The organism is Chelativorans sp. (assembly GCF_031180965.1).
GTDB lineage: Bacteria > Pseudomonadota > Alphaproteobacteria > Rhizobiales > Rhizobiaceae > Chelativorans.
In genome coordinates, this window is sequence record NZ_JAPSLH010000003.1 from 1 (window position 1) to 26255 (window position 26255).

Annotated in this window: 10 protein-coding genes; all 10 read right to left on the minus strand. The window is 65.4% G+C overall.

The annotated features are described in order from the left end of the window. Positions 1 to 13546, minus strand: a 13546-nt coding sequence (locus RIN79_RS02760) for a DUF6923 family protein (protein ID WP_309083094.1), incomplete at its 3' end; no start/stop codon positions are given. 426 nt (positions 13547 to 13972) lie between these two features. After that, the gene (locus RIN79_RS02765) at positions 13973 to 14863 is read right to left on the minus strand and encodes a DUF1684 domain-containing protein (protein WP_309083095.1); all 891 of its coding nucleotides are present in this window, start codon (positions 14861 to 14863) and stop codon (positions 13973 to 13975) included. Positions 14864 to 14885: 22 nt separating this feature from the next. Next, positions 14886 to 16214, minus strand: coding sequence for an acyl-CoA thioesterase/BAAT N-terminal domain-containing protein (locus RIN79_RS02770; RefSeq protein WP_309083096.1), 1329 nt, complete (start codon positions 16212 to 16214; stop codon positions 14886 to 14888). Further along, positions 16211 to 17125 (minus strand): Ldh family oxidoreductase, encoded by a 915-nt coding sequence (locus tag RIN79_RS02775; RefSeq protein WP_309083097.1) that lies wholly within the window; start codon positions 17123 to 17125, stop codon positions 16211 to 16213. The genes RIN79_RS02770 and RIN79_RS02775 overlap by 4 nt, the downstream gene beginning before the upstream one ends. Continuing rightward, positions 17122 to 17841: a GntR family transcriptional regulator gene (locus RIN79_RS02780; RefSeq protein WP_309083098.1), complete on the minus strand. Its 720-nt coding sequence runs from the start codon at positions 17839 to 17841 to the stop codon at positions 17122 to 17124. The genes RIN79_RS02775 and RIN79_RS02780 overlap by 4 nt, the downstream gene beginning before the upstream one ends. Positions 17842 to 17854: 13 nt before the next feature. After that, the gene (locus tag RIN79_RS02785) at positions 17855 to 18670 is read right to left on the minus strand and encodes an ABC transporter permease (protein ID WP_309083099.1); all 816 of its coding nucleotides are present in this window, start codon (positions 18668 to 18670) and stop codon (positions 17855 to 17857) included. A 1-nt stretch (position 18671) separates the two neighbouring features. Continuing rightward, on the minus strand, positions 18672 to 19424 hold the full coding sequence (locus RIN79_RS02790; protein WP_309083100.1) for an ABC transporter ATP-binding protein: 753 nt from the start codon (positions 19422 to 19424) through the stop codon (positions 18672 to 18674). Between the two features lie 50 nt (positions 19425 to 19474). Further along, positions 19475 to 20491 carry an ABC transporter substrate-binding protein gene (locus RIN79_RS02795; protein ID WP_309083101.1) on the minus strand — a complete coding sequence of 339 codons (1017 nt, stop codon included), beginning with the start codon at positions 20489 to 20491 and terminating at the stop codon, positions 19475 to 19477. Positions 20492 to 20718: 227 nt separating this feature from the next. Then, positions 20719 to 22566: an adenylate/guanylate cyclase domain-containing protein gene (locus RIN79_RS02800; protein WP_309083102.1), complete on the minus strand. Its 1848-nt coding sequence runs from the start codon at positions 22564 to 22566 to the stop codon at positions 20719 to 20721. Then, positions 22566 to 26237, minus strand: coding sequence for a tetratricopeptide repeat protein (locus RIN79_RS02805; protein ID WP_309083103.1), 3672 nt, complete (start codon positions 26235 to 26237; stop codon positions 22566 to 22568). Before RIN79_RS02805 ends, RIN79_RS02800 begins: the two co-directional genes overlap by 1 nt. Positions 26238 to 26255 lie beyond the last annotated feature (18 nt).

Here is a 26255-nt window from a genome sequence, read left to right on the forward strand (position 1 = left end):
CGATGATCTCCACCACCGCCCGCGCCTCCGCCGAGACGCGGCTGCCAGAGGCATCCTCGACATGCGCCAGATTGACATGCTCGCCCGGACCAGCCGAGGAGAGCGCCGTCAGCCGCAGCCGGATCTCGATCTCGGCATTGCCTGCCACAGACACGTTCTCGAACCGGATCTGCCTTCCGGCGATCACCGGGGCCACTTCGGTATCGCCGATCCGCGCCGAGCCCTCGACGAAGCGAAAGCCCGACGGGATCGTGTCCACCACCGTCAAACCGCTCGCCGCAGAGCCCGCATTGTTCCTCACACGGATCGTGAACGGAGCATCCTCACCACGGCGGATGAAGCGCAGATTGGCGACCTTCGTTACCGTGATGTCGCTCACGGCCGCGGGAAGGGCAAGCAGCGCAACCGCCTCGTCCGATTCCACCGGCTGGCTGCTCACTGTTCCGGAGAAGGCCATGCCGACCGCGGTCGCCGTGTTCTCCACGCCGTCGTCCACGCCAGCCCCGTTGTCGATGTCAGCCTGAGTGAGCGTATAGGTGGCGGTGAAGGCCTGCACTTGCCCCGGATCGAGAGAAACCGGATTCGGTTCAAAGCCGGAGAGCCTGCCCGTGCCGTCCACGCCGTTGAAGGTCGGGCCGGCATCTTTCGGCGTCACTTCGTCAAGCGGCACATTGCCAGCATTCCTCACCTCGAAGGTATAGAGGATCGCCTCGCCCGGCTCGGCCACGCCATTGCCGTTCTCGTCCCGGAACACGCCCCCCTTCTCGAGCGTGACCTCGGGCGCCGGTGCATCGATGACGACGCACTGGGCCGGCACGTCCTCGCAGCTCGGCTCTGGTTTGCTGCCGTCATAGGCAAGGTTGCGGATCTCCGTAACGCCGGGCGGCAGCGGGTCGGCCACCGTCACCTGGTAGATCACCTGCACCGTCCCACCAGCCGGCACGACGATGTCGTTCCAGGTCAGCGGATCGCCGATGACGTCCGGCTCCCGCGCCCTTCCGGCCACGGTCGCCGTACCGGCCAGATAGGTGGTGTTGCCGTCGATATTGTCGGCCAGGTCATAGGTCGTTGCGGCGCCGTCATTGGTGAGCGTCACCGTATAGGTGAGCGTCTCGCCAGGCTCGGCGATGTCAGCGACCACACCGCTTTCCGCCGAAAGTTCCTTGGCTGGGGTGACCTTGCCGGGAACCGGTACCGTCACACAGTTCGGCGGCGTCGGTGTTACCGTGCAATCCGGCTCCGGATCGCCCGTTTTATAGGCGACGTTGCGGATCTCCGTCACCCCATCGGGGATCGGATCGACAACCGTCAGCTGGTACACGACGTCCACTGTTCCGCCCGCCGGAACCACGATGTCGTTCCACACCAGCGGATCGTCGGCGGTATCCGGCTCCCGCGCCGTTCCGTCGACGATGGCGGTGCCGGCAACATAGGTGATGTTCTCGTCGATGTTGTCGGTCAGGTCGTAAAGGGCTGCCGCCGTGCCGCTGTTCGTCAGCGTCACCGTATAGGTCAGCGTCTCGCCCGGCTCGGCAACATCCGCCACAAGCCCGCTCTCCGCTGTCAGGTTCTTCACCGGCACCGCACTTCCCGGCGTCGGTGTGATGACGCAGTTCTCCGGCGTCGGCGTCACCGTGCAGTCAACCACCTCCGTCGGCTCCTTGGCGATGTTGACCAGCTGCACCACGCCCGCAGGCAGCGGATCGACCACCGTCACCTCGACCGTCAGCACGACAGTGCCGGGCGTGCTGGCATCAGCCGCCGCCGGCACATCCACGGCCCAGTCGACAATCCCGCCCGCCGGGCTGCCGCCCGTATGCGTGCCGCCATTGTCCGCCGACACATAGGTCGTGTTGGGGTCGAGCATGTCCTGGATCGGGAAGTCGTCAGCAGGACCGCCCGTATTGGTCAGCGTGATCTCATAGGTCAGCGTCTCGCCAGGCTCGGCGATGCCCGAAAGCGTCCCGCTCTCCCCGACAAGCTCCTTGTCCTTCGCGATCTGAGGCTTCGTCGGCGTAATGACGCAGTTCTCCGGCATCGGCGTGATCGTGCAGTCGACCACCTCCGTCGGCTCCTTGGCGATGTTGACCAGCTGCACCACGCCCGCGGGCAGCGGATCGGCCACCGTCACCTCGACCGTCAGCACGACAGTGCCGGGCGTGCTGGCATCAGCCGCTGCAGGCACGTCCACGGCCCAGTCGACAATCCCGCCGGCCGGGCTGCCGCCCGTATGCGTGCCCCCATTGTCCGCCAACACATAGGTCGTATTGGGGTCGAGCATGTCCTGGATCGGGAAGTCGTCCGCAGGACCGCCCGTATTGGTCAGCGTGATCTCATACGTCAGCGTCTCGCCAGGCTCGGCGATGCCCGAAAGCGTCCCGCTCTCCCCGACAAGCTCCTTGTCCTTTGCGATCTGGGGCTTCGTCGGCGTGATGACGCAGGCATCCGGATTGGCCGTGCAGTCCTCCGTCGCCGCGTTGCGGATCTCCGTCACGCCGGCGGGGATGGGGTCGTCCACAGTGACCTTGTAGACGACCGTCACAGAGCCGCCGGCCGGCACGACCAAGTCGTTCCAAACGAGCGGATCGGTGGCCTGGTCCGGCTCGCCGGCATTGGCCGAGCCCGATGTGGAACCCGCCACATAGGCGGTGTTGTCATCGATGTTGTCGGTCAGGTTGTAGAGCGCGGGCTGTGTCCCGGTGTTCGACAGCGTTACCGTGTAGGTCAGCGTCTCGCCCGGCTCGGCCACGTTCGCGACCGCTCCGCCCTCCTCGGCAGTGAGCTGTTTCGTCGGCGTTGCGGTTCCGGGCGTCGGCGTTTCCACGCAGGCGTTCGGATTGGCTACACAATCCGGCGTCGCCGCATTGCGGATCTCGGTCACCCCAGCGGGGATGGGGTCTGCGACCGTGACGCGGTAGACGACCGTCACCGTGCTGTTCGCTGGAACGAGAAGGTCGTTCCAAACGAGCGGATCGGTAGCCTGGTCCGGCTCGCCGGCATTGGCCGAGCCCGATGTGGAGTTCGCCACATAGGCGGTGTTATCATCGATATTGTCGGTCAGGTCGTAGAGCGCGGGCTGTGTCCCGGTGTTCGACAGCGTCACCGTGTAGGTGAGCGTCTCACCCGGCTCGGCCACGCCCGGCAGACCCCCGTCCTCGGCCGTGAGCGCCTTGGAAGGCACGGCAGTGCCTGGTGTCGGAGTGACCACGCAAGCTTCCGGTCTGATCGCGCAATCCGGTGTCGCCGCGTTGCGGATCTCGGTCACCCCAGCAGGGATAGGCTCTGCGACCGTGACGCGGTAGACGACCGTCACCGTGCTGTTCGCTGGAACGAGAAGGTCGTTCCAAACGAGCGGATCGGTGGCCTGATCCGGCTCGCCAGCACTGGCCGTGCCAGAGGTGGAACCCGCCACGTAAGCCGTGTTGTCGTCGATATTGTCGGTTAGGTCGTAAAGCGTATCCGCACCGTCGCCGTTGGCGAGCGTCACCGTGTAGGTGAGCGTCTCCCCCGGCTCGGCCACGCCCGGCAGAACCCCGCCCTCCTCGGCCGTGAGCGCCTTGGAAGGCACGGCAGTGCCTGGTGTCGGAGTGACCACGCAAGCCTCCGGTCTGATCGCGCAATCCGGCGTCGCCGCATTGCGGATCTCGGTCACCCCGGCCGGAATGGGATCCCGCACCGTTACCTGATACTCGACCGTGACCTGCCCGTTCGCGGGAACAGGGATGTCGTTCCACACCAGCGGATCGCTGGCCTCGTCCGGCTCGCCGGCACCGGCCGTGCCGCGGGTCGAATTCGCCAGATAGGTCGTGTTGTTATCGATATTATCGGTAAGGTCGTAGAGTGCCGCAGCACCGGTGCTGTTGGTAAGGGTCACGCGGTAGGTGAGGGTCTCGCCCGCCTCCGCGACTCCGGCCAAGGACCCCGTCTCGGCGATGAGCGCCTTCGACGGCACCGCCGCGCCCGGCGTCGGCGTGACCACGCAAGCCTGCGGGTTGGCCGTGCAATCGTCCGTCGCCGCGTTGCGGATCTCCGTCACGCCGGCCGGGATCGGGTTCGCGACAGTCACTTGGTAGACGACCGTCAGGGAGACTCGCGCAGGCACCACGATGTCGTTCCAGACGAGCGGATCGGCGGCCTGGTCCGGCTCCCCGGCATTCGCTGTTCCCTGTGTGGTGCCGGGCACATAGGCCGTGTTGTCGTCGATATTGTCGGTCAGATCATAGAGCGCGTCGACGTCGCCGCCGTTGGCGAGCGTCACCGTGTAGGTGAGCGTCTCGCCCGGCTCTGCCACCCCGGGCAGAACCCCGGTTTCGCCCGTGAGGCTTTTCGAGGGCGTTGCCGTCCCGGGCGTCGGCGTGACCACGCAGGCGGCCGGGTTGGCCGCGCAATCCGGCGTCGCCGCGTTGCGGATCGCCGTTGCACCCGAGGGGATCGGGGTCGCTACCGTCACCTGGTATTCAACGGTAACGAACCCGTTCGCCGGCACCACGATGTCGTTCCAGACGAGCGGATCACTGGCCTGATCAGGCTCTCCGGCATTGGCGGTGCCCGTGCTTGAGCCCGGCACATAGACGGTGTTCCCGTCGATGTCGTCCGTCAAATCATAAAGCGCCGCCGCAGTGCCGCTGTTGGTGAGCGTGACCGTATAGGTCAGCGTCTCGCCGGGCTCGGCGACATTAGCAATGAGCCCGTTCTCTCCCGTGAGCTGCTTCGACGGTATAGCCGTCCCCGGTGTCGGCGTGACAACGCAGGCGGCGGGATTGACCGTGCAATCCGGCGTTGCGGCGTTGCGGATCTCCGTCACGTCCGCCGCAAGCGCTGTGTCCACCGTCACCTTGTAAACGACCGTTACGGAGCCGTTCGCAGGCACAACGATGTCATTCCAGATGAGCGGATCGCTGGCCTGGTCCGGCTCGCCGGCATTGGCCGTGCCCGAGGTCGTGCCGGCGACATAGTCGGTGTTGTCGTCGATATTGTCAGTCAAATCGTACAGCGCAGCTACGGCGCCGCCGTTCGACAGCGTCACTGTATAGGTGAGCGTCTCGCCCGGCTCGGCGACGTTCGGGATGACACCTCCCTCCTCGCCCGTGAGTTGCTTTGACGGCACCGCTGTTCCCGGCGTCGGAGTGGTGACGCAGGCATCCGGATTGGCCGCGCAGTTGGAGGTGGCGGCGTTCCGGATCTGCGTCGTTTCGGCCGGAAGCGGATTCGCGACGATCACGTCGTACTCAACCACAACCGTATCGCCCACCGGGACGGGGATGTCGTTCCAGACCAGCGGGTCTCCAGCCGAATCCGGATTCCTAAGGACCCCGTCCACCGTTGCCGACCCGGCCACATAGGCAGTGTTGTCATCGATATTGTCGGTGAGGTCGTAGTCTGCCGCGATCGTGTCGAGGTTGTCGAGCGTTACACGGTAGGTGAGCGTCTCGCCCGGCTCAGCCACACCCGGGATGAGCCCTCCCGTCTCGCGCACCAGTTGCTTGGTGTCGTCGACCAGCGGGAAGACGTCGCGGTCATAGGCGGTGTTGTTGCTGAGGTCGGGATCCGGCGATTCCGGCGGGCTCGTGACGGTCGCCGTGTTGATCATCTCGCCCGACTTGCCGAAGGGCACGGAGACGGTGAACATGAAGGTAACGGACGCGTTCACCGGCAGGTCCACAGGCGCGTCGACGATGGCGCCCGTGCCACTGGGCACGCCGCAGGTAGCCCCCAGGGTCTCGTTGCCGCAGGTCCAGCTCCCGCTCGTGATGCCGGAAGGCAGCGCGTCGTTCACCAGCGCATTCTGAACGTCGGACGGCCCGTTGTTGGAGACGACGATCGTATAGACGGTGTTCGCCCCCGGCGCATAGGTGTTGGTGCCGTCGGTCTTGGTGATCGCAAGGTCGGCGGGATAGCGGACCGGCGTCACCACGCAGGCGGCCGGGTTTGCGGTGCAGTCCGGCGTCGCCACATTGCGGAGCTCGGCCGTGCCGGCGGGAAGCGGGTCCGCCACCGTCACGCGATAGACGACAGGCACCGAGCCGCCCGCCGGCACGATGATATCGTCCCATACGAGGGGGTCGCTGCCCACGGGCTCGCGCGCCGCGCCGCCGACCGTAGCCGATCCCGGCACATAGGTGGTGTTTTCGTCGATATTGTCGGACAGGTCGTAGATGGCGGCAGCCGCACCGCTGTTGGTGAGCGTTACCGTATAGGTGAGCATCTCGCCCGGCTCGGCCGCACCGGCAATCAGTCCGTTCTCGCCCGTCAGCGCCTTCGACGGCGTCGCTGTTCCGGGAGTGGGGATGATCACGCAGGCCTGCGGATTAGCTGTGCAGTCGTCGGTCGCCGCGTTACGGATCTCCGTCACGCCCGCTGAGATCGGGTCGGCCACCGTGACCTGGTAGACGACGGCGACCGTGCCATTCGCCGGCACGAGGATGTCATCCCAGGCGAGCGGGTCGGTGCCAACAGGCTCGCGCGCCGTGCCCGCCACCGTTGCCGAATTGGCGACATAAGTGGTGTTGTTGTCGATATTGTCGGTGAGGTCGTAGAGGGCTGCGCCCTCCCCGCCATTCGTCAGCGTCACCGTGTAGGTGAGCGTCTCACCCGGCTCGGCAACGCCCGCAGCCAGCCCGTCCTCGCCCGTGAGCGCCTTTGAGGGCGTCACGGTACCCGGCGTGGGGGTCACCACGCAGGCGGCCGGATTGACCGTGCAGTCCGGCGTCGCGGCGTTACGGATCTCCGCCACACCGGACGGTATCGGGTCATCGACCGTCACGCGGTAGACGACCGTCACCGAATTGTTTGCTGGCACGATGATGTCGTTCCAGACGAGCGGATCGGCCGCCTGGTCCGGCTCGCCGGCATTGGCTGTGCCCTGGGTCGAGCCGGCGACATAGACGGTGTTGTCGTCGATGTTGTCGGTGAGATCGTAGATCGCCGTCGCACTGGTGGCATTGGTGAGCGTCACCGTATAGGTGAGCGTCTCGCCCGCCTCGGCCACGCCACTGATGGCGCCACTCTCGGCCGTCAGCGCCTTCGATGGCGTCGCTGTTCCGGGAGTGGGGGTGATCACGCAGGCCTGCGGATTGGCTGTGCAGTCGTCGGTCGCCGCGTTGCGGATCTCCGTCACCCCGGCAGGGATCGGGTTGACCACCCGCACTTGATAGACCACCGCAACCGAATCGCCGGCGGGGACGAGGATGTCGTCCCAGACGAGCGGATCGGCACCGACGGGCTCGCGCGCCGTGCCGGACACGACGGCGGACCCCGCCACATAGGCGGTGTTGTCATCGATATTGTCGGAAAGGTCGTGGAGGGCGGGCTGAGTTCCGCTGTTGGTCAAGGTCACGGTATAGGTGAGCGTCTCCCCCGGCTCCGCCACGCCGGCTGCAAGGCCGCTTTCCCCCGTGAGCGCCTTCGCCGGCACAGCCGTCCCCGGCGTCGGAATCTCCACGCATTCGGGCGGCGTGGGCTGCGCGGTGCAGTCGATCGTTTCGCCCGGCCTGTAGATGACGTTGCCGATTGCCGTCACGCCGGACGGGATCGGATCGGCGACGCGCACCTCTACGGCCAGGACCAGCGTCCCCGGCGTGCTGCCCACTTGCGCGGGGACCGTGAGCCCGGTCCAGGTGAGCCGGTCGCCGTCATCCGCCCCGCCGCCCGCGCTGAGCACGCTCACATTGGCGTCGTAGTCGTCGATGAGGCTGTAGTTCGTGTAGGCCGTGCCGCCGGTGTTGGTGAGCGTAATCTGGTAGGTCAGGGTCTCGCCCGGCTCGGCGAGGCCGTCGACCAGTCCGCTCTCGCCCACGATGTCCTTCGACCGCGCGATCTGCGGGCCGGTCGGCGTGATCACGCAGTTAGGCGGCGTGGGCTGAACGGAGCAGTCCACGACCTCCTCGGGCGTCTTGGCGATGTTGATGAGGCGTAGAGTCCCGGCGGGAAGCGGATCGTTCACCGTGACCGATACAGTCAGAACCCGCGTTCCCGGGGTGGTGCCGGCTTGCGCCGGGACGGCGAGCCCCGTCCAGTTCACAGTGCCTCCGGCAGGGGTGCCGCCGGTGTGCAGGCCGGCATCGGAAGCCGTACCGAACGTGGTGTTGGAGTCGAGCACGTCCTGGACGGCATAGTTGGTCGCGGGGCCGCCCGTATTCGTGAGCGTGATTTCATAAGTGAGCGTCTCGCCAGGCTCGGCCACGCCCGTGCGCACGCCGCTCTCGCTGACGAGCCGCTTTGCCCTGGCAATCTGCGGCCGGGTCGGCGTGATGACGCAGTTGGGCGGCGTGGGTTGCACGGTGCAGTCCACCACCTCCTCGGGCGTCTTGGCGATGTTGATAAGCCGCACCACACCCGCAGGCAGCGGGTCGTCGACCGCAACAGTCACTTCCACCACGCGCCTACCCGGCACGTCGCCCACTTGCGCGGGCACGGCGAGCGTCCAGGCCACATGGTCGCCCATGAGCTGCCCATTATCTGAGGCGGTGACGAAGCCAGTGTTGATGTCGAGCACATCCTGCAGCCGGTAGGCCGGGTCCGCACCGCCCGTGTTGGTCAGCGTGATGCGGTAGGTGAGCGTCTCGCCAGGTTCGGCAACGCCGAGCGCGGTCCCGCTCTCCGCGATGAGTTCCTTGCGCTTGGAGATCTGCGGCGCCGTCGGCGTGATCACGCACTGCTCGGGCGTGTCCGTACAGTCCACCGTCTCCGTCGGCTCCTTGACGATGTTGCGGAGCTGGACCGTTCCGGCGGGCAGCGGATCGTTCACCCGCACTGCGACGATGAGCTCGAGCCGGCCCGGACTTGTGCCGTCGTGTTCGGCGATATCGACTGTCCAGTCCACCACGCCGCCTGCCGGCGTGGCGCCGGAAAGCGTGCCGCCATTGTCGGCGCTTACGAAAGTGGTGTTGGGGTCGAGCACGTCCTGCACCGGGAAATCGACAGCCGCGCCGCCCGTATTGGTGAGCGTGATGCGGTAGGTGAGCGTCTCGCCGGGCTCGGCCACGCCGGCCCGCACACCGCTTTCGGAGATGAGCTGCTTCTGCTTGGCAACGATCTCCGGCACGGGAAGGATCGAGCATTGTGGCGGCGTCGGGATCACGCGGCAGTCGGGCTGCGGTTTGGTCGGATCAAAGGCAACGTTGATCAGCCGCGCCACGCCGTCGGGGATCGGGTCCACCACCTGGACCACGATCTCGATGGTCGTGATGCCGGGCGCGGAGGACGTGCCGGCAGGCACCGTCAGGTCCGTCCAGTCTACCTGCCCGCCCGCGGTTCCGGGAGCGGCCCCGCTGAGCACGCCGCCCGCGGTATCCGAGACGTAGATCGTGTTGGGGTCGAGGATGTCGCGATGGTCATAGGCCGAGGTAGCGCTGCCCACATTCGACAGGGTGATGCGGTAGGTGAGCTGCTCGCCCGGTTCCCCGACGCCGCTCTTCGTGCCCGGCCCGCTGAAGCTCTCGGAAATCAGCTGCTTAGTGCCGGTGATATAGGCCGGCGGAGGGATAATGACGCAGTTGGGTGGCGTAGGCTGCACTGTGCAATCCGTCGGCGGATCGATCGGCCTCTGGGCGATGTTGACCACCTTCTCGCCCGGATCGAGCGGGCCGACGACCTCGACGACGACCGTGACGGAGAGCGTTCCGGGCGTCGTGCCGTCGCCGGCGGCCGGCACGGTGAGCGTCCACTGCACCTCATGGTCGGCCGCTACATAGCTGCCGCCGTCCGACGCGCTGACGAAGGCAACGTTCGGGTCGAGAACGTCCTCGAGCGGATAGTTCGAATAGGTGCCGCCGGTGTTGGTGAGGGTGACCTGATAGGTGAGCTGCTCGCCGATCTCAGGCTCGAGATCTGCCGAGCCGGTCTCCCCGACCAGCGCCTTGGTGATCCTCACCGAAGGCGGAATGTCGTCATTGGCGATCTCGCAGACGGCCGCCTGGCCGGGCGCGAGGGTCAGTGTGTTGCCGCTCACAGGCGCGCCGTTGTCGATCGCGCAGCGATAGGCGCCGGCGGTGTAGCCAGCCGGGCCGGTCTCGCTCAGCGCATAGGTGCCGGCCGAGACGGAGGCGGCCGTGACCGCCGGGTCACCCGTTGCGCCGGATATGGTGCTCGCGCCCGTTGCCGTCAGAATGAAATCGCTGGGGGTGGCGATGCCGCCATTGTTGTTGATGAGCGATTTCCTGAGTGTAAGCGTAGCCGGCTGGTCGTCATTGGTGACCGTGCAGACTGCCTGCTGGCCGACGCCGAGCGCGACCGTGTTTCCGGTGACGGGTGCTCCGCCACCGACGACGCAGCTATATTCGGAGGCAGTATAGCCCGCCAGCGCGGTCTCCGAGAGTGTATAGGTATCGGCCGGGACCGACACATTGGTGACCGCCGGGTCTCCGCTCGCGCCTTCGATGCGCGTTCCCGACACCCCCTCGGCCACCAGCGTGAAGTCGGCGGGCTGCGCCGTGCCGCCATTGTCGTTCACCACGTTTTTGACCAGCGTCAGCGACGCCGGCTGGTCGTCGTTGAGGATGGTGCAGACAGCCTGGTCGCCGAAGGCGAGCGTGACGGTATTGCCCTCGACCTCTTCCGCGCCGTTGATCGAGCAGCGGTAGTTGCCGGCCGTGTAGCCCGGCAGGTTCTCTTCACTCAGCGTGTAGGTGCCCGGGGTGACCGAAGCCTGGGTGACCGCGGCGCTGCCGGCGGGACCGGAGATAGTCTCGGGACCGGTCGCCGTCAGGACGAAATCCGCCGGCTCGGCGGTGCCGCCGTTGTCGAAGGTGACTTCCTTCACCAGCGTGAGGGTGGCGCCGGTGTCATCATTGGTGATCGTGCAGACCGCGTTGTCGCCCGGTTCCAGGGATATCGTTTCCCCCTCGACCGGCGTTCCGCCGTCAACTGCGCAGCTGTAGCTCGCTGCGTAGCCGGCAACTGCGCTGCCATCCGCCATTGTCTCCGACAGCGAGTAAGTTCCGGGAGCAACTTCGACATTGGTCACCTCGGGGCTGCCGGTCACGCCCCCGACGACGGGCGTCGGGCCGTCAGCCGCGAGGAGGAAGTCCGTCGGCAGCGCCGTTCCGCCATCGTCATTGACGACCACCTTCGTGAGGGTGAGCCTTGCCGGAGCGTCGTCGTTGGTGATCGTGCAGACGGCGTTCTGGCCGTTCTCCAGCGTCACTGTCTCGCCCGCTGCGGGCGTGCCGGCGTTGATCGCGCAGCTATAGCTCGTGTCATAGCCGGAGATGTCGCTCTCCTCGGTCGCGGGCGCCTCGCTCAACGTGTAGCTGCCTGCGGGAACCGAGACATTGGTGACCGGGGGCTCGCCCGTCAGGCCCTCGATGGTCGTGGTCGGGCCCTCTGCGCGCAGGAGAAAGTCTGTCTCCGTGCCGGTGCCGCCGTTGTCATTGATGAGATTCTTGACCAGCGTCAGGGTCGGCTTGCAGAGCGCGGTAGAGGCGAACCGCGCCATGAAGCCTTGATTGGGTGCGGCAGACTTGACGTGGACGATGATCGTGTTGAGGCCGGCCTCCCATTCGCCCTCCATGCTGCCGGAGGCTTGGTTCCCGGCGAGGAACCCGCCGTAGGTGTAGGGGTCCGTGAAGTTGGAGCGGATGTTCTGCGCGACACCGTTCACCCAGACTTGGTAAACGGCGTTGTCGGAAAAGAACTCCATTTGCACGTCGAGCGAAGCCGGATCCGTGTTCGCATCCAGGTAGAACTGGTAACGGTAGAAAATATCGAGATTGCCGGTATGCGCGCCGCTGCTGTTGTGGGCGATCCAGTTCGACGAACTGGTGGGACCTGTCCAGCCGCCGGGCCTGGTGGTCACGATGGGCGCCAGGTCATAATCCAAACCTGCGGGAGGAGCGCCGGTCACGTTCGTTGTGGTCGCCGCATAGGCCCAATAGAAGTCGTTGCCCCCGCTCACGGTCCGGCCGGTATTTAGCAGCGTGCCGTCCGAGGAGCAGGAGAGCGTGGCCGCGTTGATCGGCGCATTGGCGGGCGTCGGCACCGTCACCGTACATGCGGTCGTGCAGGTCGCCGGCACGTCGCCGCCGCTGACCCGATTGGTGACGCTCGTGAGAGAGTCGGGGAAAGACGGGGCCATGGTGAGATCGACATCGACGATCGCGGTTCCGCCCACGGGGATCGACGCCACCGTGAGGGCCACCGCCCTTGCGCCAGCCACCGGCGTCGTATACCCGGTCGCCCCCCTTACGCCGGTGAGCGTCGCATAGGCCGGCACGTTCTCGTTGAAATTGAAGTTGGTGATGGGTCCGCCATTCGCGTGGCGGATCGTGATCCGATAGGTGAGCCTTTCGCTCGGCTGGGCGACGTTGTTGCGCGTAATGCTCTCGGCGATCAGGGTTTTGGTGACCGTCGCCGTGCCCGGCAGCATCGTGTCCGTATCGGTCGCGACATTGTTCGCCGTGTTTTGGTCAGGGAATCCGGCAGGCGCGGTTATCCTGGCCGTGTTGGTCAGATTGCCGGTGCGGGTCGCGGGCACGTTAAGGGTGAGCCGGAAGGTGAGAGTGGCGCCCGGCGGCAGGTCTACCGTGGTGTTGATGGCGCCGGTTCCGCTTGCCCTGTCGCATCGCGCGCCGCCCGTGGGCGCCCCGCAGGTCCAGCTCGCGCTGGTGATGCCTGTCGGGAGGGGATCGCTCACCACCGCGTCCTGAACGCCGAAGGGACCGGCATTGCTGACCCGGATCGTGTAGGTGACGGGCTTGCCGGGCGAATAGGTCGCGACGCCATCGGTCTTGGTGATGGCGAGGTTTGTTTCGAAATTGAGCGCGGCCGTCACGCAGTGCGCGCCGTCATTGCTCTCCGTGGCGGGTGAGCTCGAAATCAGGGTGGCAACGCCGGTGGCGGTGTTGAACTTGTAGAAGCCGCCGGTGTTCCTGTTGCCAAAAACGCCATTGCTGGCGCCGAACATGGCGCCCACGCCGCCGATGCCGCCCGTCCAGCCGATATCAGTAACAGCACCGGTGCCAGGGTGGATCCGGATGAATCGGGTGTTGTTCTCCACGGACCAGAGATAACCACCATACCAAGCCAGATCGGCGACATCGACCGCGCGGCTCAGCCTGATAGGAGTAGCGGTGGGAGTCGCGGCCCGCGGGTCGAAATGGTAAAGATAGGTGCCGTTGGTGGTATAAAAGCGTCCATTGGTCCCAATCTCGCCGGAAACGTACCAGGTCGTGTTTGACAGGCCGGCAACGGGTCCAAGGTCTACGATTGTACCATCGGCCCTGAGCCGCACCTGTCTATTGAAATAGAGGCCGAACAACTCGCCAGTAGAAGGATGAAACGCGATGCCGTTGTAGTTCCACGATGGCCTACCAGCGTAAGCGGTATATACAAACGGATTGGTGTTCGGGTTGATCCTATAGAGAACGTTGGTCGTCCAGCCAGTCCGCCGCTGTTCGAGATAGAGGGTTTCATTGCAGGCGAATTGCGCCAGGGCTCCCGAGCTCCATCCTGCCAGGATAAACAGGGAAACGACGAACGCTCCCGCAAGGCTCAGACCCTGCCTGGCAAGACGGCGCACGACATCGCGCAGCGAAACTGGAGTCCGCATGAAAAGCCCCCTCGAATGTCAGTCATTCGGTGCTCTAGGGGCGTAATTCTTTTGATCTCTGCCTGGCGTGCACCGAACCAATTAGATCCGGCGAGCCGCATTCCGCCCAGGCAGAGTCCCCAAAGCCGAACAACTCCGCACCCTCATGAAGGCACCGGGGACAGAAATAAGTCTTTCAGAAAAGGATGGTGGATTTCACAAAATGCAGCTTTCAGAGACTTTTTTATTCCCAACCGGAGGATTGTTGCAGAAATACCATCAAACTTTACGGCTTTTTACGTGTCGAAGTTGCAATAGCTGTTTCGCTCTACTTTTGACGTAGGCGACGACAATGAAACCATTGGTAGATACCTGCAACTTGCGGCCGAATACGTTTCGGCATCCGGCGTTCAATGCAGGTGGCGAGGCTCGGAACTTCGTTCTGCGTCAGGAAGCGCTGTTTTCTCCAGCCTTGTAGGTCATCGTCCTCGCCACATCCTTCGCGGGGCGCTTCTCACCCGCGAGCACCTCGAAATCGAGGTGGTTCTCGGGAGGTGCAACCGGACATGTGACGAAATTCGTGAATGCGCATGGCAGCGCGACCGCGTAGTTGAAGTCGATCCAGTCGATGCGGGTATTTTTCTCGTCGGCGAACTGCAGCTCGATGACACGGCCGGCGCCATAGGTGATCGGCCCGCTGGTCCGATCACGAATATGCGCGACGGGCTGAATGCCCGTCGCAGTCTGCTTGCCGATCAGCACGAGGGTGTAGCTCCTGCCCTTGTGCTCGAACGTGAAGGTGCCAATGCGCGGCGTCGATTCGCGCACGCCAGCTTCCACGGTTTCGGCCTCGAAGTCGGTGAGTTCAGTCGGCGTGTAGAAGCCGGGGATGCGCCAGGCGGGATCATAGTCGAAAGCGGTGACGCCGGCATCCTCCGGGCGCATCGCCTTCAGCGGGTCGCGCACGCGAATGCCGTAAAGGGGCTGGCCCTCATGGTTGCTGCGCAGGATCGTCTCGACCTCCATCACGCCGAAATAGACCGGCACGCTCCTGCCGTGGCCATAGGTCTGATTGCGGCCTGGGATGATCTCGATCGGCGCCGTGGGATACTCGCCGTTCACCGAAAGGTTCGGTCCCGAGGCAGGCGGGGTGAACATGATCCGTCCGTCTTCTACCGACCAGGTGCCGGGAAGCATCTCGAAGGTGACATCCCTGCCGCCTGCTTCCAACCAGTACTGGGCAACAAGCGAGGTCCAGCCATACGGACGGAACATCCTAGCGACATGGGCGTGGCGCCATTCACGCCACTGGCCTTCCAAATGTTCTCTTGTGGGCATGTTCGTGTCCCTTTCGGATGGTTCAGGTGTGTGCTTGCGCATGAGAGCTCTGGCTCGATGTGCTTTGACTGGTGATCTCATCGAGGAAAGCGAGCATGCCGCGCCAGGAGCCCTCATTGGCTCTCGCGTTGCCTGAGGGTGTTCCGCCGTTGGTGTAGGGAACCTTGGAGACCGGATGGACGCGGGTGAGCTGCGTCGAGGGCACGATTGGCAGGTTGATGGCATGCCCGGCATCGTCGAAGTCGAGATGGCGCACGAGGTGAGCATGGTTGTGGCGGCGCAGCGCCGAAACCACCATGCGGGAATAGAGGCTGGAGGGCCACGCTCGATCATCGCGCCCCGAGATCAGAAGCACCGGCCCCGCGATGTTTTCGACCGGGATGCGCGCCCGCGCTGCCAGCGCCGTGTCCTTCAGCCCCTCGAAGAAGACCGAGTGGTGCCGGCTGGGCGGCGCATCGCCCGCCCAGGGGTGCCAATGCACGGCGCTATTATCCTGCCACAGATGCGGCAGCGGAATTCCGCCTCTGGTCCAGGCAGCGCCTTTCCAGCCGCCGCGCGCCGGATCGCCGGCGCCCTGCGCCCCATGGACCATGGCGCCGGGAACGAATGCGATTACCGCGGACACCAGATCCGGAAAGGTCGCGCCCAGCAGGAGCGCGAGCTCGCCGCCGCGCGACTGGCCGCTCACCGCAACGAAGCCGTCCTTCGGCTGGAGCTCCCGGCGCACCCAGCGCAGGCCGGTCTCAAGGTATTCGAGCGGGGTCTCGGTGATGAAGGGCGACAGGCCCGGCGCCTTGAAATAGGCGAGCGCAAAGGCCTGAAAGCCGCGCGAGGCGAGGAGCGCGGCGCGCGGCTCGTTGATGCCGCCGCCCGAGCCGTTGAGCACCACCACGACCGGATGCGGACCTTGCCCGGCCGGAGCGAAGAGCGTGCCCACCAGTCCGTCTTCGCGGATCTCCCGCCGCTCCACACCCTCGGCAGCAAAGCGCTGGCGGAGTTCGGCCTCAATCCGGCTGCCACGAGCGGTCTCGGCCGTCAGCTTCGTGCACAAAGGCTCCATGACATCGTCGGCAAAGAGCTCGGCGCTCGCGCTGTCGACCGGTTGCTGGCTCCAGATCAGGCCCATGGCCGAGACCTCGGCGTAGTCGCCGCCGACCGGGGCGTCGCGGCTCAGGTCGATCTCGCCCCGCGCGTCAGCCATGAAGGTCGCCTGGCTCATCCAGATCACGCCGCCAGCGCGCTTTGTGCGGGCGGAGATGGCGACAAGCTCGTCGGGAGACAGGCCGGAGACGACAAGCCGGCGCGGCTCGTCGATCAGGCCGTTGACGGGATCTACCTTGAAGCGCATCATTGGCGTGCCTCGCCTGTCATTCGGGCGAGATAGGTGTGGAGGCGCTTGGCAGAGGCGCTGTCCAGCACGGCTTCGGGCGACACACTGCCGCCCTGCGGCCAGTGACCGCCGCCCTCGATCCAGTCGGCCTGCAACGCAGCAAGCCTGGCCTGCCAGTCGATGCGTTCATCGGACCTGGCCGGATCGAGGGCAATGATGAACACGCCGCGAGCTCTCGGATCTCCTCTACCTCCGCCGGCGACACCGGCCATAAGCTCGACCACGAGCCCGAGCAGCGTACCGACCTGGCCTCCGCGCGGCAGCAACGCCGCAACCTCGGCGGCAACGGTCGTCGGCCGTCCTTCGCCGTCCAGCGCGATCCCCTCCGGCAATGGCGTGCCGGAATCGCGCGCGTTGCGAATATCGGCCATGGTGGCTGTGCTGCTGGCTGCGTCGACCACGACGCGCGCATCGCCACGGCCCAGGGCAAGCGCGAACGGGTTGGTGCCGATCACCGGTCGGGCGCCGCCGTGCGGGGCGACGAAAGGCGGGCCCTCCGCACCGGCGATTCCGAGGAGCCCGGCATCGGCGAGATGGCGAACGTAGGGGGCGAGCCGGCCGAAGCCCCTGACGCCGCGCAGGAAGATGGCAGCGATGCCGAACTGCCGGGCGGTGTCTGTCAGGGCCAGCGTGGCGCCGGCGACCGCGAGCGGCGCAAAGCAGGAGGAGCAGTCGACCCAGTCTATGGCTTGCCGGCTCTCGCTCGTCGGCAGCGGGGCAGCATCGGCGGTCCATTCATCGAGCATGGCAATGCCAAAGCGCGGCAGGTCGAGCGCGTCAGCCTCGATCAAGGCCAACGCCGCAAGCCTCGCCGCTTGGCCGCCACCCAGGGCGGCCGAAAGACCGTCTATGGCTTCAGCAATGGCGATCATGAGCCCGCACGCCGCGCCGGACTGCCAAGCTGGATCTCGCCTTGCGAGAGATAGCCCAGCGTCATCAGGCGCTCGATCAGGAATTCGCGACTGCTTCTGATGTGGGCCGCCTCGATCTCAGCGGCCTTGTCACCATCGCCGGCCTCGATTGCATCGACCAGCGCCGTGTGCTCGTCAGAGTGCTCCTCTGTTTTCACGGTAAAATCGATGGCGAAGCGCAGGAGGCGTTCGAGTTCATCGAACAGGTTTTCCGAGAGAGCGACGATGCGCTTGTTGCGGCTGCAGCGGGCGATGGCGAGGTGAAAGCGGCGCGCCACCTGCTGCATGGCGCCGATATCGAGCGGCGCGGCGTATTCCGAGACGATCCGGCGCAGCGCGGCGATATCCGCCGCCGTGGCATAGCGCGCAGCCTGTCTGGCCGCATGCGGTCCGATCGCCGCGCGCAGATCAAGGATCTCGTGCACGGCCTGGAAGGTGATGGGGGCGACACGGTAGCCGCTGCGCGGCAGGATCGTCACCAGTCCCTCGGCGGCGAGCTTCTGCATCGCATCGCGCACTGGCGTCTTCGAGACCTCGTATCGGCGGGCGATCGAGGCTGCGTCGAGTGTCGTCCCCGGGGCGATCTCGCAGCGCATGATCTGCTGGCGGAGCGCCAGGTAGATGCGCTCCGAGACGGATGCAGGGGCGGTGGTGGCCGGGCCGGCATCGACGGTCATGAGCCGCAATCCCTCAATGCTTCGCCCACGGCACGAAACGCCGCTCCAGCGCCTCGAGCGCAAGGATGGTGAGATAGCCCATCACGGAAATCACCACGATGCCGACGAACATGCGCGACACGGCGAATGTCTGCCAGGATGCCCAGATGAAGAAGCCGACGCCGCTGCGGGCGCCGAGGAACTCCGCCGCCGCGATGATGATGTAGGATGAACCGGCCGCAAGCTTCAGCCCGGTGAAGATGCTTGGCAGCGCCGACGGCAGCGCCACGCGGCGGAAGGTCTGGAACTTGGTCGCTCCCGCGTTCCGCGCGACATCGAGATAGATCTGGGGGATCTGCATCACGCCGCCGAGCGTGTTGTAGAACATCAGGAAAAAGACGCCGATGGCGATGACCACGAATTTCGACGCGTCGCCGACGCCAAAGATCAGCAGGATGAGCGGGAGGATGGCAATCTTGGGCACCGGATAGAGCGCCGCGAAGATCGGCCCCAGAACACGCCGGACAGGCGCCGACAGGCCGAGGAAAAGGCCAAGCAGGACCCCGGGTACTGCGCCCATGGCATAGCCGACCGCGACGCGGCGCAGGGTGGCGCCGATATGCTCGAAAAGCTCCAGGCTGACGATCATCTGCCAGCCGGTGCCCGCGATGGCGCTCGGCGGCGGGAAGAAGCGGCGGTCGATCAGCGCCGCCTGCGCCGCGGCTTCCCAGACCAGGAGCAGCAGCAACGGGCTGAAATAGGACAGGATGCGATAGATATGGTCGCGCCGCGCCGGCGCCTTCAGGCGCTCGATCTCTTCTGGCGAGAGAGAAAGATGGGGGGTCGTCATCTCAACGCTCCGGTGATGTCGCCAGCAGCCGCCAGACCTCGTAGGTAAGGTCCCAGAACCGCTTGTCTCGGCGCAGTTCGACAACGTCGCGCGGGCGCTCGAAGGGGACGGCCAAGTCGGCGATGATGGTGCCGGGGCGCGGCGACATCACCAGCACCCGGTCCGCCAGAGTCAGCGCTTCGTCCACGCTGTGCGTGATGAACACGACGGTCTTGCCGGTGCGCTCCCAGATGCTGAGAAGTTCCTGTTGCAGCGTGAAACGCGTCTGTTCGTCGAGCGCTCCGAAGGGTTCATCCATCAGAAGGACGTCGCGGTCGTCGACCAGCGCACGCGCTACCGAAACGCGCTGCTTCATGCCGCCCGACAGCTGGTGAGGACGCGCGTCAGCGAATTCTGTCAAACCGGTCAGCTGGAGCAGTTCGTCGACACGCTCGCGCTGCTTCTGCCTCGACACGCCCTTGAGGCTGAGCGGGAAGGCGACATTCTGCGCCACCGTCAGCCAGGGAAGGACGGACGCTTCCTGAAACACCATCGCCGGCGGCACGGTGCTGTCGATCCGCACCTCGCCGCTCAGCAACTGCTCGAGGCCAGCGAGAATCCGCAGCACCGTCGTCTTGCCGCAGCCGCTCGGGCCGACGATGCAGACGAACTCGCCGCGCCTGACAGTGAAGTTCACGTCGGCAGCCGCGAGCGTGATGCGATCACCGGATACGTCGTAGAACGCCTTGACGAGGTTGCGCACCTCGATCGCCAAGCCGGGCTCGGCCGGAACCGCGTTCCGGCCGATTTGTGAGTGGGCCAGATTCATTGTCCTGCGAGACGGGCGTTTGCCTTTTCCAGCAGATCTTTTCGGTAGACGGAGTCGATGTCGATCGGACCCTCATATTCGAGCGCGCCCTGCGCGCGGAAGAACTCTTCCTGCTCGCGAACCGAGGCAAGGTCGATGGAACCGTCTTCCGAGCGGATGGTGTAGGCGATGCCCTTGAGGATCTCCTTTTCCGTGCCTGTGTACTTGGAAACGATGTCCAGGATCCTGTCGTCCTTCCAGCCGCCGTTGTCGAGCTGGCGCGCGGCCTTCAGGAAAGCAGCGAGGAAGTTGACGACCGTGTCCTCGTTCTCCTTCGCGAACTCGTTGTTGAAGGCGATGAAGCCGAGCTCCGTGCCGAAGGTGTGGTCTTCCACGAGCCGGCGCCCGAGACCTTCCTTCTCGAGCTGCAACGCGAAAGGCTCGATGCTCCAGCCGGCTTCCAGACCACCATTGGCGAAAGCGGCCGCGGTAGCCGGCGGCGGCAGGTAGACAGCCTCCACGTCGTCGACGGTGAGCCCGCCCTTCTCAAGCGCCTTGGCGACCGAATAGAGACCGAATCCGCCCGGTCCCGGAATGCCGACGCGCTTGCCTTTCAAGTCCTTGACCTCGCGGATGCCAGCCTGCCACGCCTGCTCCGACACCATGAACGGCGACGGGGACGGTACGGTATCCGGCATCTTGGCCAGCGTGGCGACGATCGTCACGGTGGCGCCGCTATGGATGGAATTGAACAGTCCCGCGCCCCAGGTGGCTGCCCCCGACACGACATTGCCCGAGGCCAGCAGCTGTATGGTTTCCGCCGTGCCGCTCTTGGGCGAAAGCGTCACATCGAGGCCGAATTCATCGAAATAGCCCAGCTCCTTGGCGACAAAGAATGGAGCGTAGTCGGCAAAGGGCGAATAGAGGAATTCGATCTGCGGCTTTTCCTGGGCCCCGGCCGGCAGGGCGAGTGAGAGTGTCAAAGTGGCGGCAGCCGCGGCTGCTAGAAAATCACGACGGTTGACTGAAAGCATGCGCGAGACTCCCATACGCCAATTTGGCTTCCGCTATCGCAATCTACGATCCCTCCCCTCTCCCGCGAAGCGAAGATTGTGCCGAGCCGATCGTCAAAACAGGAAGACTTTTATAGCTGATGTATCAAAGGCGCAACGTGATACGCCAGAAAGCTCAATGCTGCCCGGTGTACGGAGCCTTCTCAATGACGGGCAAGCGCGCCGACGCTGGTCTTCCCTAGTGAGCTTCACGCTACCCGCTCTACCTTGTCGGCAGCAGGCAGCAGGGCAGTAAGCGTAGAGACGGCCACAGATTCCGATTTGCCTTTCACCCGCACCTCGCCCAACTCGGTCAGCGAAAAATGAGACGCCACCAAACGCGCCGTGTCCGGCCCAATCAGGACGGGGACAAAAAAAGTCTTCGTCTCGCCCTCCAGCCGCGAGGCGAGGTTCACGGCATCTCCGAGCGCCGAATAGTCGAACCGCATGTGAGAACCCATGTTGCCGACGACCACCGATCCGGTGTTGATGCCGATGCCGAGCTTAAACGCTACCGGCGAGATACCTGCAGCCCGCGCCTCCTCGGCAAGCTCCCCGTTCAGCTTTTCGAGCGCGGCGATCATGTCGAGCGCCGCCTGCACCGCGTGCAGCGCATGGTCCGGATCCTCCAGGGGCGCGTTCCAGAAGGCCATGACGCAATCGCCCATATATTTGTCGATCGTGCCGCCGGCCTCGATGATGACATTGGAGAGCGGGTTGAGCAGGCGATTGATGAGCGATGTCAGCCGCTCCGGATCGTCCTTCATGGATTCGGCGATCGCCGTGAAGCCGCGCACATCGCAAAAGAGGATGGTGAGCGTGCGGGTTTCCCCGCCGAGTTTCAGCAGCGAAGGATCGCGCGCCAGACGATCGACCAGGACGGGCGAGACATATTGCGAGAATGCACGGGCGATGCCGCGCCGCAGCCGCCGCTCAGCCGCGTAGTCATAGGCGCTTTGCGCAATCGCCAGGCCGAGGAAACCCATTGACGGAGCCAGCGGCGCGACGAAGACCCGCCCGAAATGGAGAAGCACTCCACTCAAGCCGAAGAAGGCAAAGCAGGCGGCGACCCCCCAAACGACCGTATGCCAGCCGGTCCCCCTCCAGGCGATGCCGGCCGCCACAAGCACCCCCGCAAAAACGGAGAACATCCCCGCCCAGGAAGGGGCGGGCAGGATGAAGAGCCCGCGCGCGAGATTGTCGTAGATCGTCGCCTGCACCTCGGCGCCTGAAAGAAGCCGGTTGCTGCGCAGCGTGTCAGAAGTGGCGTAGGAATCGGGACCTCCAGAATCGACCGATGCAGCTGACTGCGTGCTGAAGCCGATGATCACCGTCCTCCCGCGGAAGAACCCCTCGGGCAGAAAGGCTGCCGGATCGAGCGCCTGATAGTAGGAAACGGTAGGGAAGGTGCGCTGCGGCCCAAAGACCTGCATCAATGCGCCGGAAGGCCGTTCGGGGAGACCCTTGCCTGCCGCCTGGAGCAGGCTCGCGGCAAAACTGTCCCGGTAGTGCGGGATCTTGCGCAGGACGCCGTCGCCATCAAGCGCAATGGTCGCGATGCCTGCCGCAGCCCCGGTCGCAAGGAGTTCCAGCAGAGGTTTCACCTCGACCAGTTGGTCGGCGTGCGGCGTTTCGATCAGCGCCTCGTCAGCGGCGAGCACGGTGTCCGGTCCAAGCGCCGCGGCCAATGCGCGGTCGCTCTCCGGATCCGAAGGTTCGGCGAAGATGATGTCGAGGCCGATGGCTCGCGCGCCCGCGCTTCGCAGCGCCTCGACCAGCCTGCCGTGAAGCTCGCGCGGCCAGGGCCATCGCAAACCGATCTCCGCGAGAGCCGGCTCGTCGATGGCGATGACAATCGGGCTTTCCCCGTCCGGCTTCGGCAGCGAGATCGTGGAAAGGAAATCGAAGCTTCGCGCGTCGGCGAGTCGCCAAGGCGTCGAGAAGGAAAGCGCCGTGACGATCCCCGCAATGGCGAGGGCGGCAGCCGCCAGGAAGTAGCGCCGATGTTCTGCACCTTGTTCGCCCGATGGCTGGTTCCACCAGGACCGCCGGAGCATCAGAAGCGCACCTTCAGGGAACCGGTGAAGGTGCGGCCCCAGCCCGGCACACCGCTTGCCACCTGGAAGTCTTCATCAAGGAGATTATAGCCGGCCAGTTCCAGCGCAAAGCGCTTGTCGAGCGGCTCCCAGGTGAGGAAGGCATCCGCGGTCCAGTAGTCGTCGAGCACGTCGCCGAACTCGTTGCCGAAGCGTTCGCCAACATAGGTGGCGGCGAGGGTCACCTTGATGTTTGACGGATGCACCCAGGTGAGCCCCAGTCGCGCGGCCGTCTCAGGAATGAAGGGGAGTGCCGAGCCGTAGGTCGGGCTCGTCGGGTCCAGATCTTCCGAATCGGTCAGGGCAGCGGTGGCGAAAGCTCCGAGCCCGAAGCCGAGCCGCAGGTTCGCGGTTGCGCTCACGCGGTCGAGACGGCCCTTCGCATAGCTCACGGTCGTGATCTCGTCGGGCGGCTGGATGGCGATGTCGCGCGCCCACTGGTGCTGGTAGTCGACCGAGGTGAAGAAACGATCCGTCCACTCCGCGTCCCAGCGGAATGCAAGCGTGTCGGTATAGCCGCCGATGTCGAGCGGAAGCTGGTTCGGCTGCAGACCGAGCACGCCCACGGGAGAAAGCGTGGTCTCGTTCACGCTTTCCGTCTGGCGCTGGTAAGCCGCGCGCAGCCAATGGCCTTCTATCGGCGCCCAGGCAAAGCCGATGCGCGGCTCCAGCCGGACCTTGTCGATGGGATCTCCCAGCGCGGTGACGAAGATCCCGGCTTCGGCCTGGAAGGTGGGCGTGAATTCGTAGATTGCATCCACATAGGCGCGGCCGAAGGCGAGTTCGGCATCCGCAGCCGCGGTCGAAAGCGTGGGCGGATCCAAGATTGTGACGGAGAAGCTCTCCTCGGTGCGCGACTGGTCGAGCATGCCAGCCTCGATTCCGTAACGCCAGGAGACGTTTTCCACGCCGATCGAATGGCTGACCGCGGCGACAAAGGACTGCTGCTCCATGGTCGCGTCTTCAGTCTGGAGGCCAACAGGAATGGTGCCGACGAAGAGTAGCCCCTCCTGCGCGCTAGTCTGGGAAATCCCCGAATAGAATGCCGCCGCATTCAGCACATTGCGGTAGCCGAAAGTATGGCTCCAGCCAGCACCGACGCGGGTGAGCGACGTGTCGACTGACCGGTCATAGGCAGCTCCGTCGACCAAGAGGCCCGGCAGATTGAAAAGAACGACCGTATCCGCAAGGTTGTTTTCGGCTTTGCGCACGTCAACATAGGCGGCGACGCGGTCGTAGGGCGTTGGCCTGGCCGTGAAATAACCCGTGCCGCTGAACGTCTCCGATTCCAGATTGAAGCCCACATAGGGCACAGCCGCTCCCGGCGTGATCGCCTCGCGGAAATAGGAGGCCTTCTCGGCATCGATGATCCCGTAGAAGCTCCAGGGGAAGGGCTCGGCTGCATAGGTCTGCACCTCGCCGCCGCCGGTCCAGCCGCCGCTGCCCTCGATGAATCCGCCTTCGATCGCCCCTTCGATGAATGGCCGGCGGAAGAGATTGGCGCCGCGCGAGCGACCGGCGAGCATCTCGGGCGAGAGCATCAGGCCCTGGAAGAAGGAAGAAAAGGCGGTGCTGTTTGCCGTCGCATCCACCGGATTCCCGCCGAAGGTCATGTCGTCCACAAACGGGTCGGCGCTGCCGGAAATGGTCTGGTCGATGAAGCTCGCACCCGCAAAGGGATCGAAAACAGCATCGCCATAGTACCGGCCCCAGGCGTCGAGGCCCGCAGTGCGGAAGGCGTCGTTGAGCGTCGAACCGGCGTCGCGGTTGGCGCTGAGCGGAGCATAGTCCCCTCCCCGGGCCCGCGACCGGCGGAGCGCCTCCTGGGCGCTCTCCACCGCCGCATCCGCATCGTAATCATCAATCGCGATCGCCGTGCGGAAGGACGAGGTCACCGGATCGTTGGGGTCGAGCCGGTCGGCATTCTCGATCGCCTGATTGCCGGGATCGGTGTCGCCCGACTCGTAATGTGCAGCGGCGAGCAGAAGAAGCGCCTGCGCATAGCCGGGGTTGGCCGTGCTTCCGGCCAACAGATCCTGCAGCGCCCTCTCACGGTCGCCGCGCTGAAGGTAGTAGCGCCCGCGCGCAACAAGCCCGATCTCGAATGCCGGGTCGAGGGCGAGCGCTGTGTCGATCTCGCGTTTCGCCTCCTCCAGCCGATCCTGGTCGAGAAGGAAAATCGCCAGGTTGGCATGCGCGACGGGATCGTTGGGGTCAAGCTCGGCCGCGCGCCGGAACGCCGCTTCCGCCTCCCGCGCGGCGCCACGGGCCGATTGCACCAGGCCCATGTCGTTCCAGAGGTCGGTGGAGCCCGGCATCAGCTCAGCCGCCCGGGAAAGGTCAGCATAGGCGCCTTCGATATCGCCCTGGAAATTGGCCCTGAACCGTGCCCGCGCCTTCAGCGCTTCCGCATTGTCGGGGTCAAGCAGCAGGGCACGCTCGATCGCCTCCGTCGTCTGTTGGCGATCGTCGATCAGCATTGCCAGCTGCGCGCGCATGGCCGGCAGCAGCGGATCGCGCGGAAAACGCCGCTCCCCCCGCTGCAGCACCTCCGTGGCGGTCTGGATGTCGTAAAGGAAGCCAGCGGTCCACGCCTCGGCCATCGCGGCGGCTGGCCCTCCATCGGGCGTGGAGGGCGGCGCCTCGACGCTGTCTGGATCGGCGAGCGCGCGGGCGTAGTAGCCGCCATATGCGGCGACCGCCCGCCTCTCCGGGTCGAGGTGGCGCTCCGCGCGCTCGAAGAGCCGCGCGGCTTCGGCATAGTTTTGCCTCGCGCCGGTGACCATCGCCTCCACCAGATCGAGGCGCGCCGCCTGCTGCGGCGTGGGACCGCGTCTGCGCGCGCCGGCGATGGCGTCGAGCGCGGCCTGCTGGCTGTCGTGAACCAGCGCCGCCTCCGCAAGCGTGGTCCAATCCTCGGCACTCCGCTGCGCTGGGGGAGCGGCCACGATACGGGCACGCTCGTTGCGCAGGTTGCTCATGGGAAGCGGCGAGGCCGGCAGGAAGGTGAAGGAGTTGCGCAGCGAGAGATGGAAAAGCATCTGATCGCGATCCTTGGGATCGACGATGACAACCTTGGTGGGTGCCTGCCCGATCGCCGCAACCGCCGCCTCGCCTGCCGCCACGCTGACGGACCCGAGCTCGTTCGAGAGCTCCACCAGGCCCTCCAGCACGATGAGGGACGTGCGGCCGTCCGCTTCCACCGTCAAGGTCCAGTCGGTGCCGCGCACGGCCGCCGCGGCCGCAGGCGTCTCAACCGTCAGGCCGATGCCGCCGCGCTGCGCCCTGCCCCAGATGACGCCCGCTTGCAGATCAAAGACCGTCTCGGAAGGCGCGCCGATCTGCTTCACCACGAGGACGGTGTTGCGCCCCATGCGCATTTGCGTCCGGTCGGAGAAGAGAATAGCGAGTTGCCCGGTGGCATTTGTGCGCAGCGTATCGCCCGCCAGCACGTCCTGGCCGATATCGACGCCTCGCCAGTTCGAAACGTCGAAGAACCGGACCTCCTCGCCCGTCTTGCGCGCTATTACCGCGCCCGCCGCCGGCGCACCGCGCGCAACGACCTCCGCCTCCACCGGAACCGCATGGTCAAGCCACGCTACCGCCAGCAGAGCGGCGTAGAATCTGCGCATTTTTATTTTAACCTGAGA

Coding starts and splice junctions, on each gene's coding strand:
- RIN79_RS02795 (WP_309083101.1), bottom strand. CDS start 20,491: ATGCTTTCAGTCAACCGTCGTGATTTTCTAGCAGCCGCGGCTGCCGCC.
- RIN79_RS02800 (WP_309083102.1), bottom strand. CDS start 22,566: ATGCTCCGGCGGTCCTGGTGGAACCAGCCATCGGGCGAACAAGGTGCA.
- RIN79_RS02770 (WP_309083096.1), bottom strand. CDS start 16,214: ATGATGCGCTTCAAGGTAGATCCCGTCAACGGCCTGATCGACGAGCCG.
- RIN79_RS02775 (WP_309083097.1), bottom strand. CDS start 17,125: ATGATCGCCATTGCTGAAGCCATAGACGGTCTTTCGGCCGCCCTGGGT.
- RIN79_RS02780 (WP_309083098.1), bottom strand. CDS start 17,841: ATGACCGTCGATGCCGGCCCGGCCACCACCGCCCCTGCATCCGTCTCG.
- RIN79_RS02765 (WP_309083095.1), bottom strand. CDS start 14,863: ATGCCCACAAGAGAACATTTGGAAGGCCAGTGGCGTGAATGGCGCCAC.
- RIN79_RS02785 (WP_309083099.1), bottom strand. CDS start 18,670: ATGACGACCCCCCATCTTTCTCTCTCGCCAGAAGAGATCGAGCGCCTG.
- RIN79_RS02805 (WP_309083103.1), bottom strand. CDS start 26,237: ATGCGCAGATTCTACGCCGCTCTGCTGGCGGTAGCGTGGCTTGACCAT.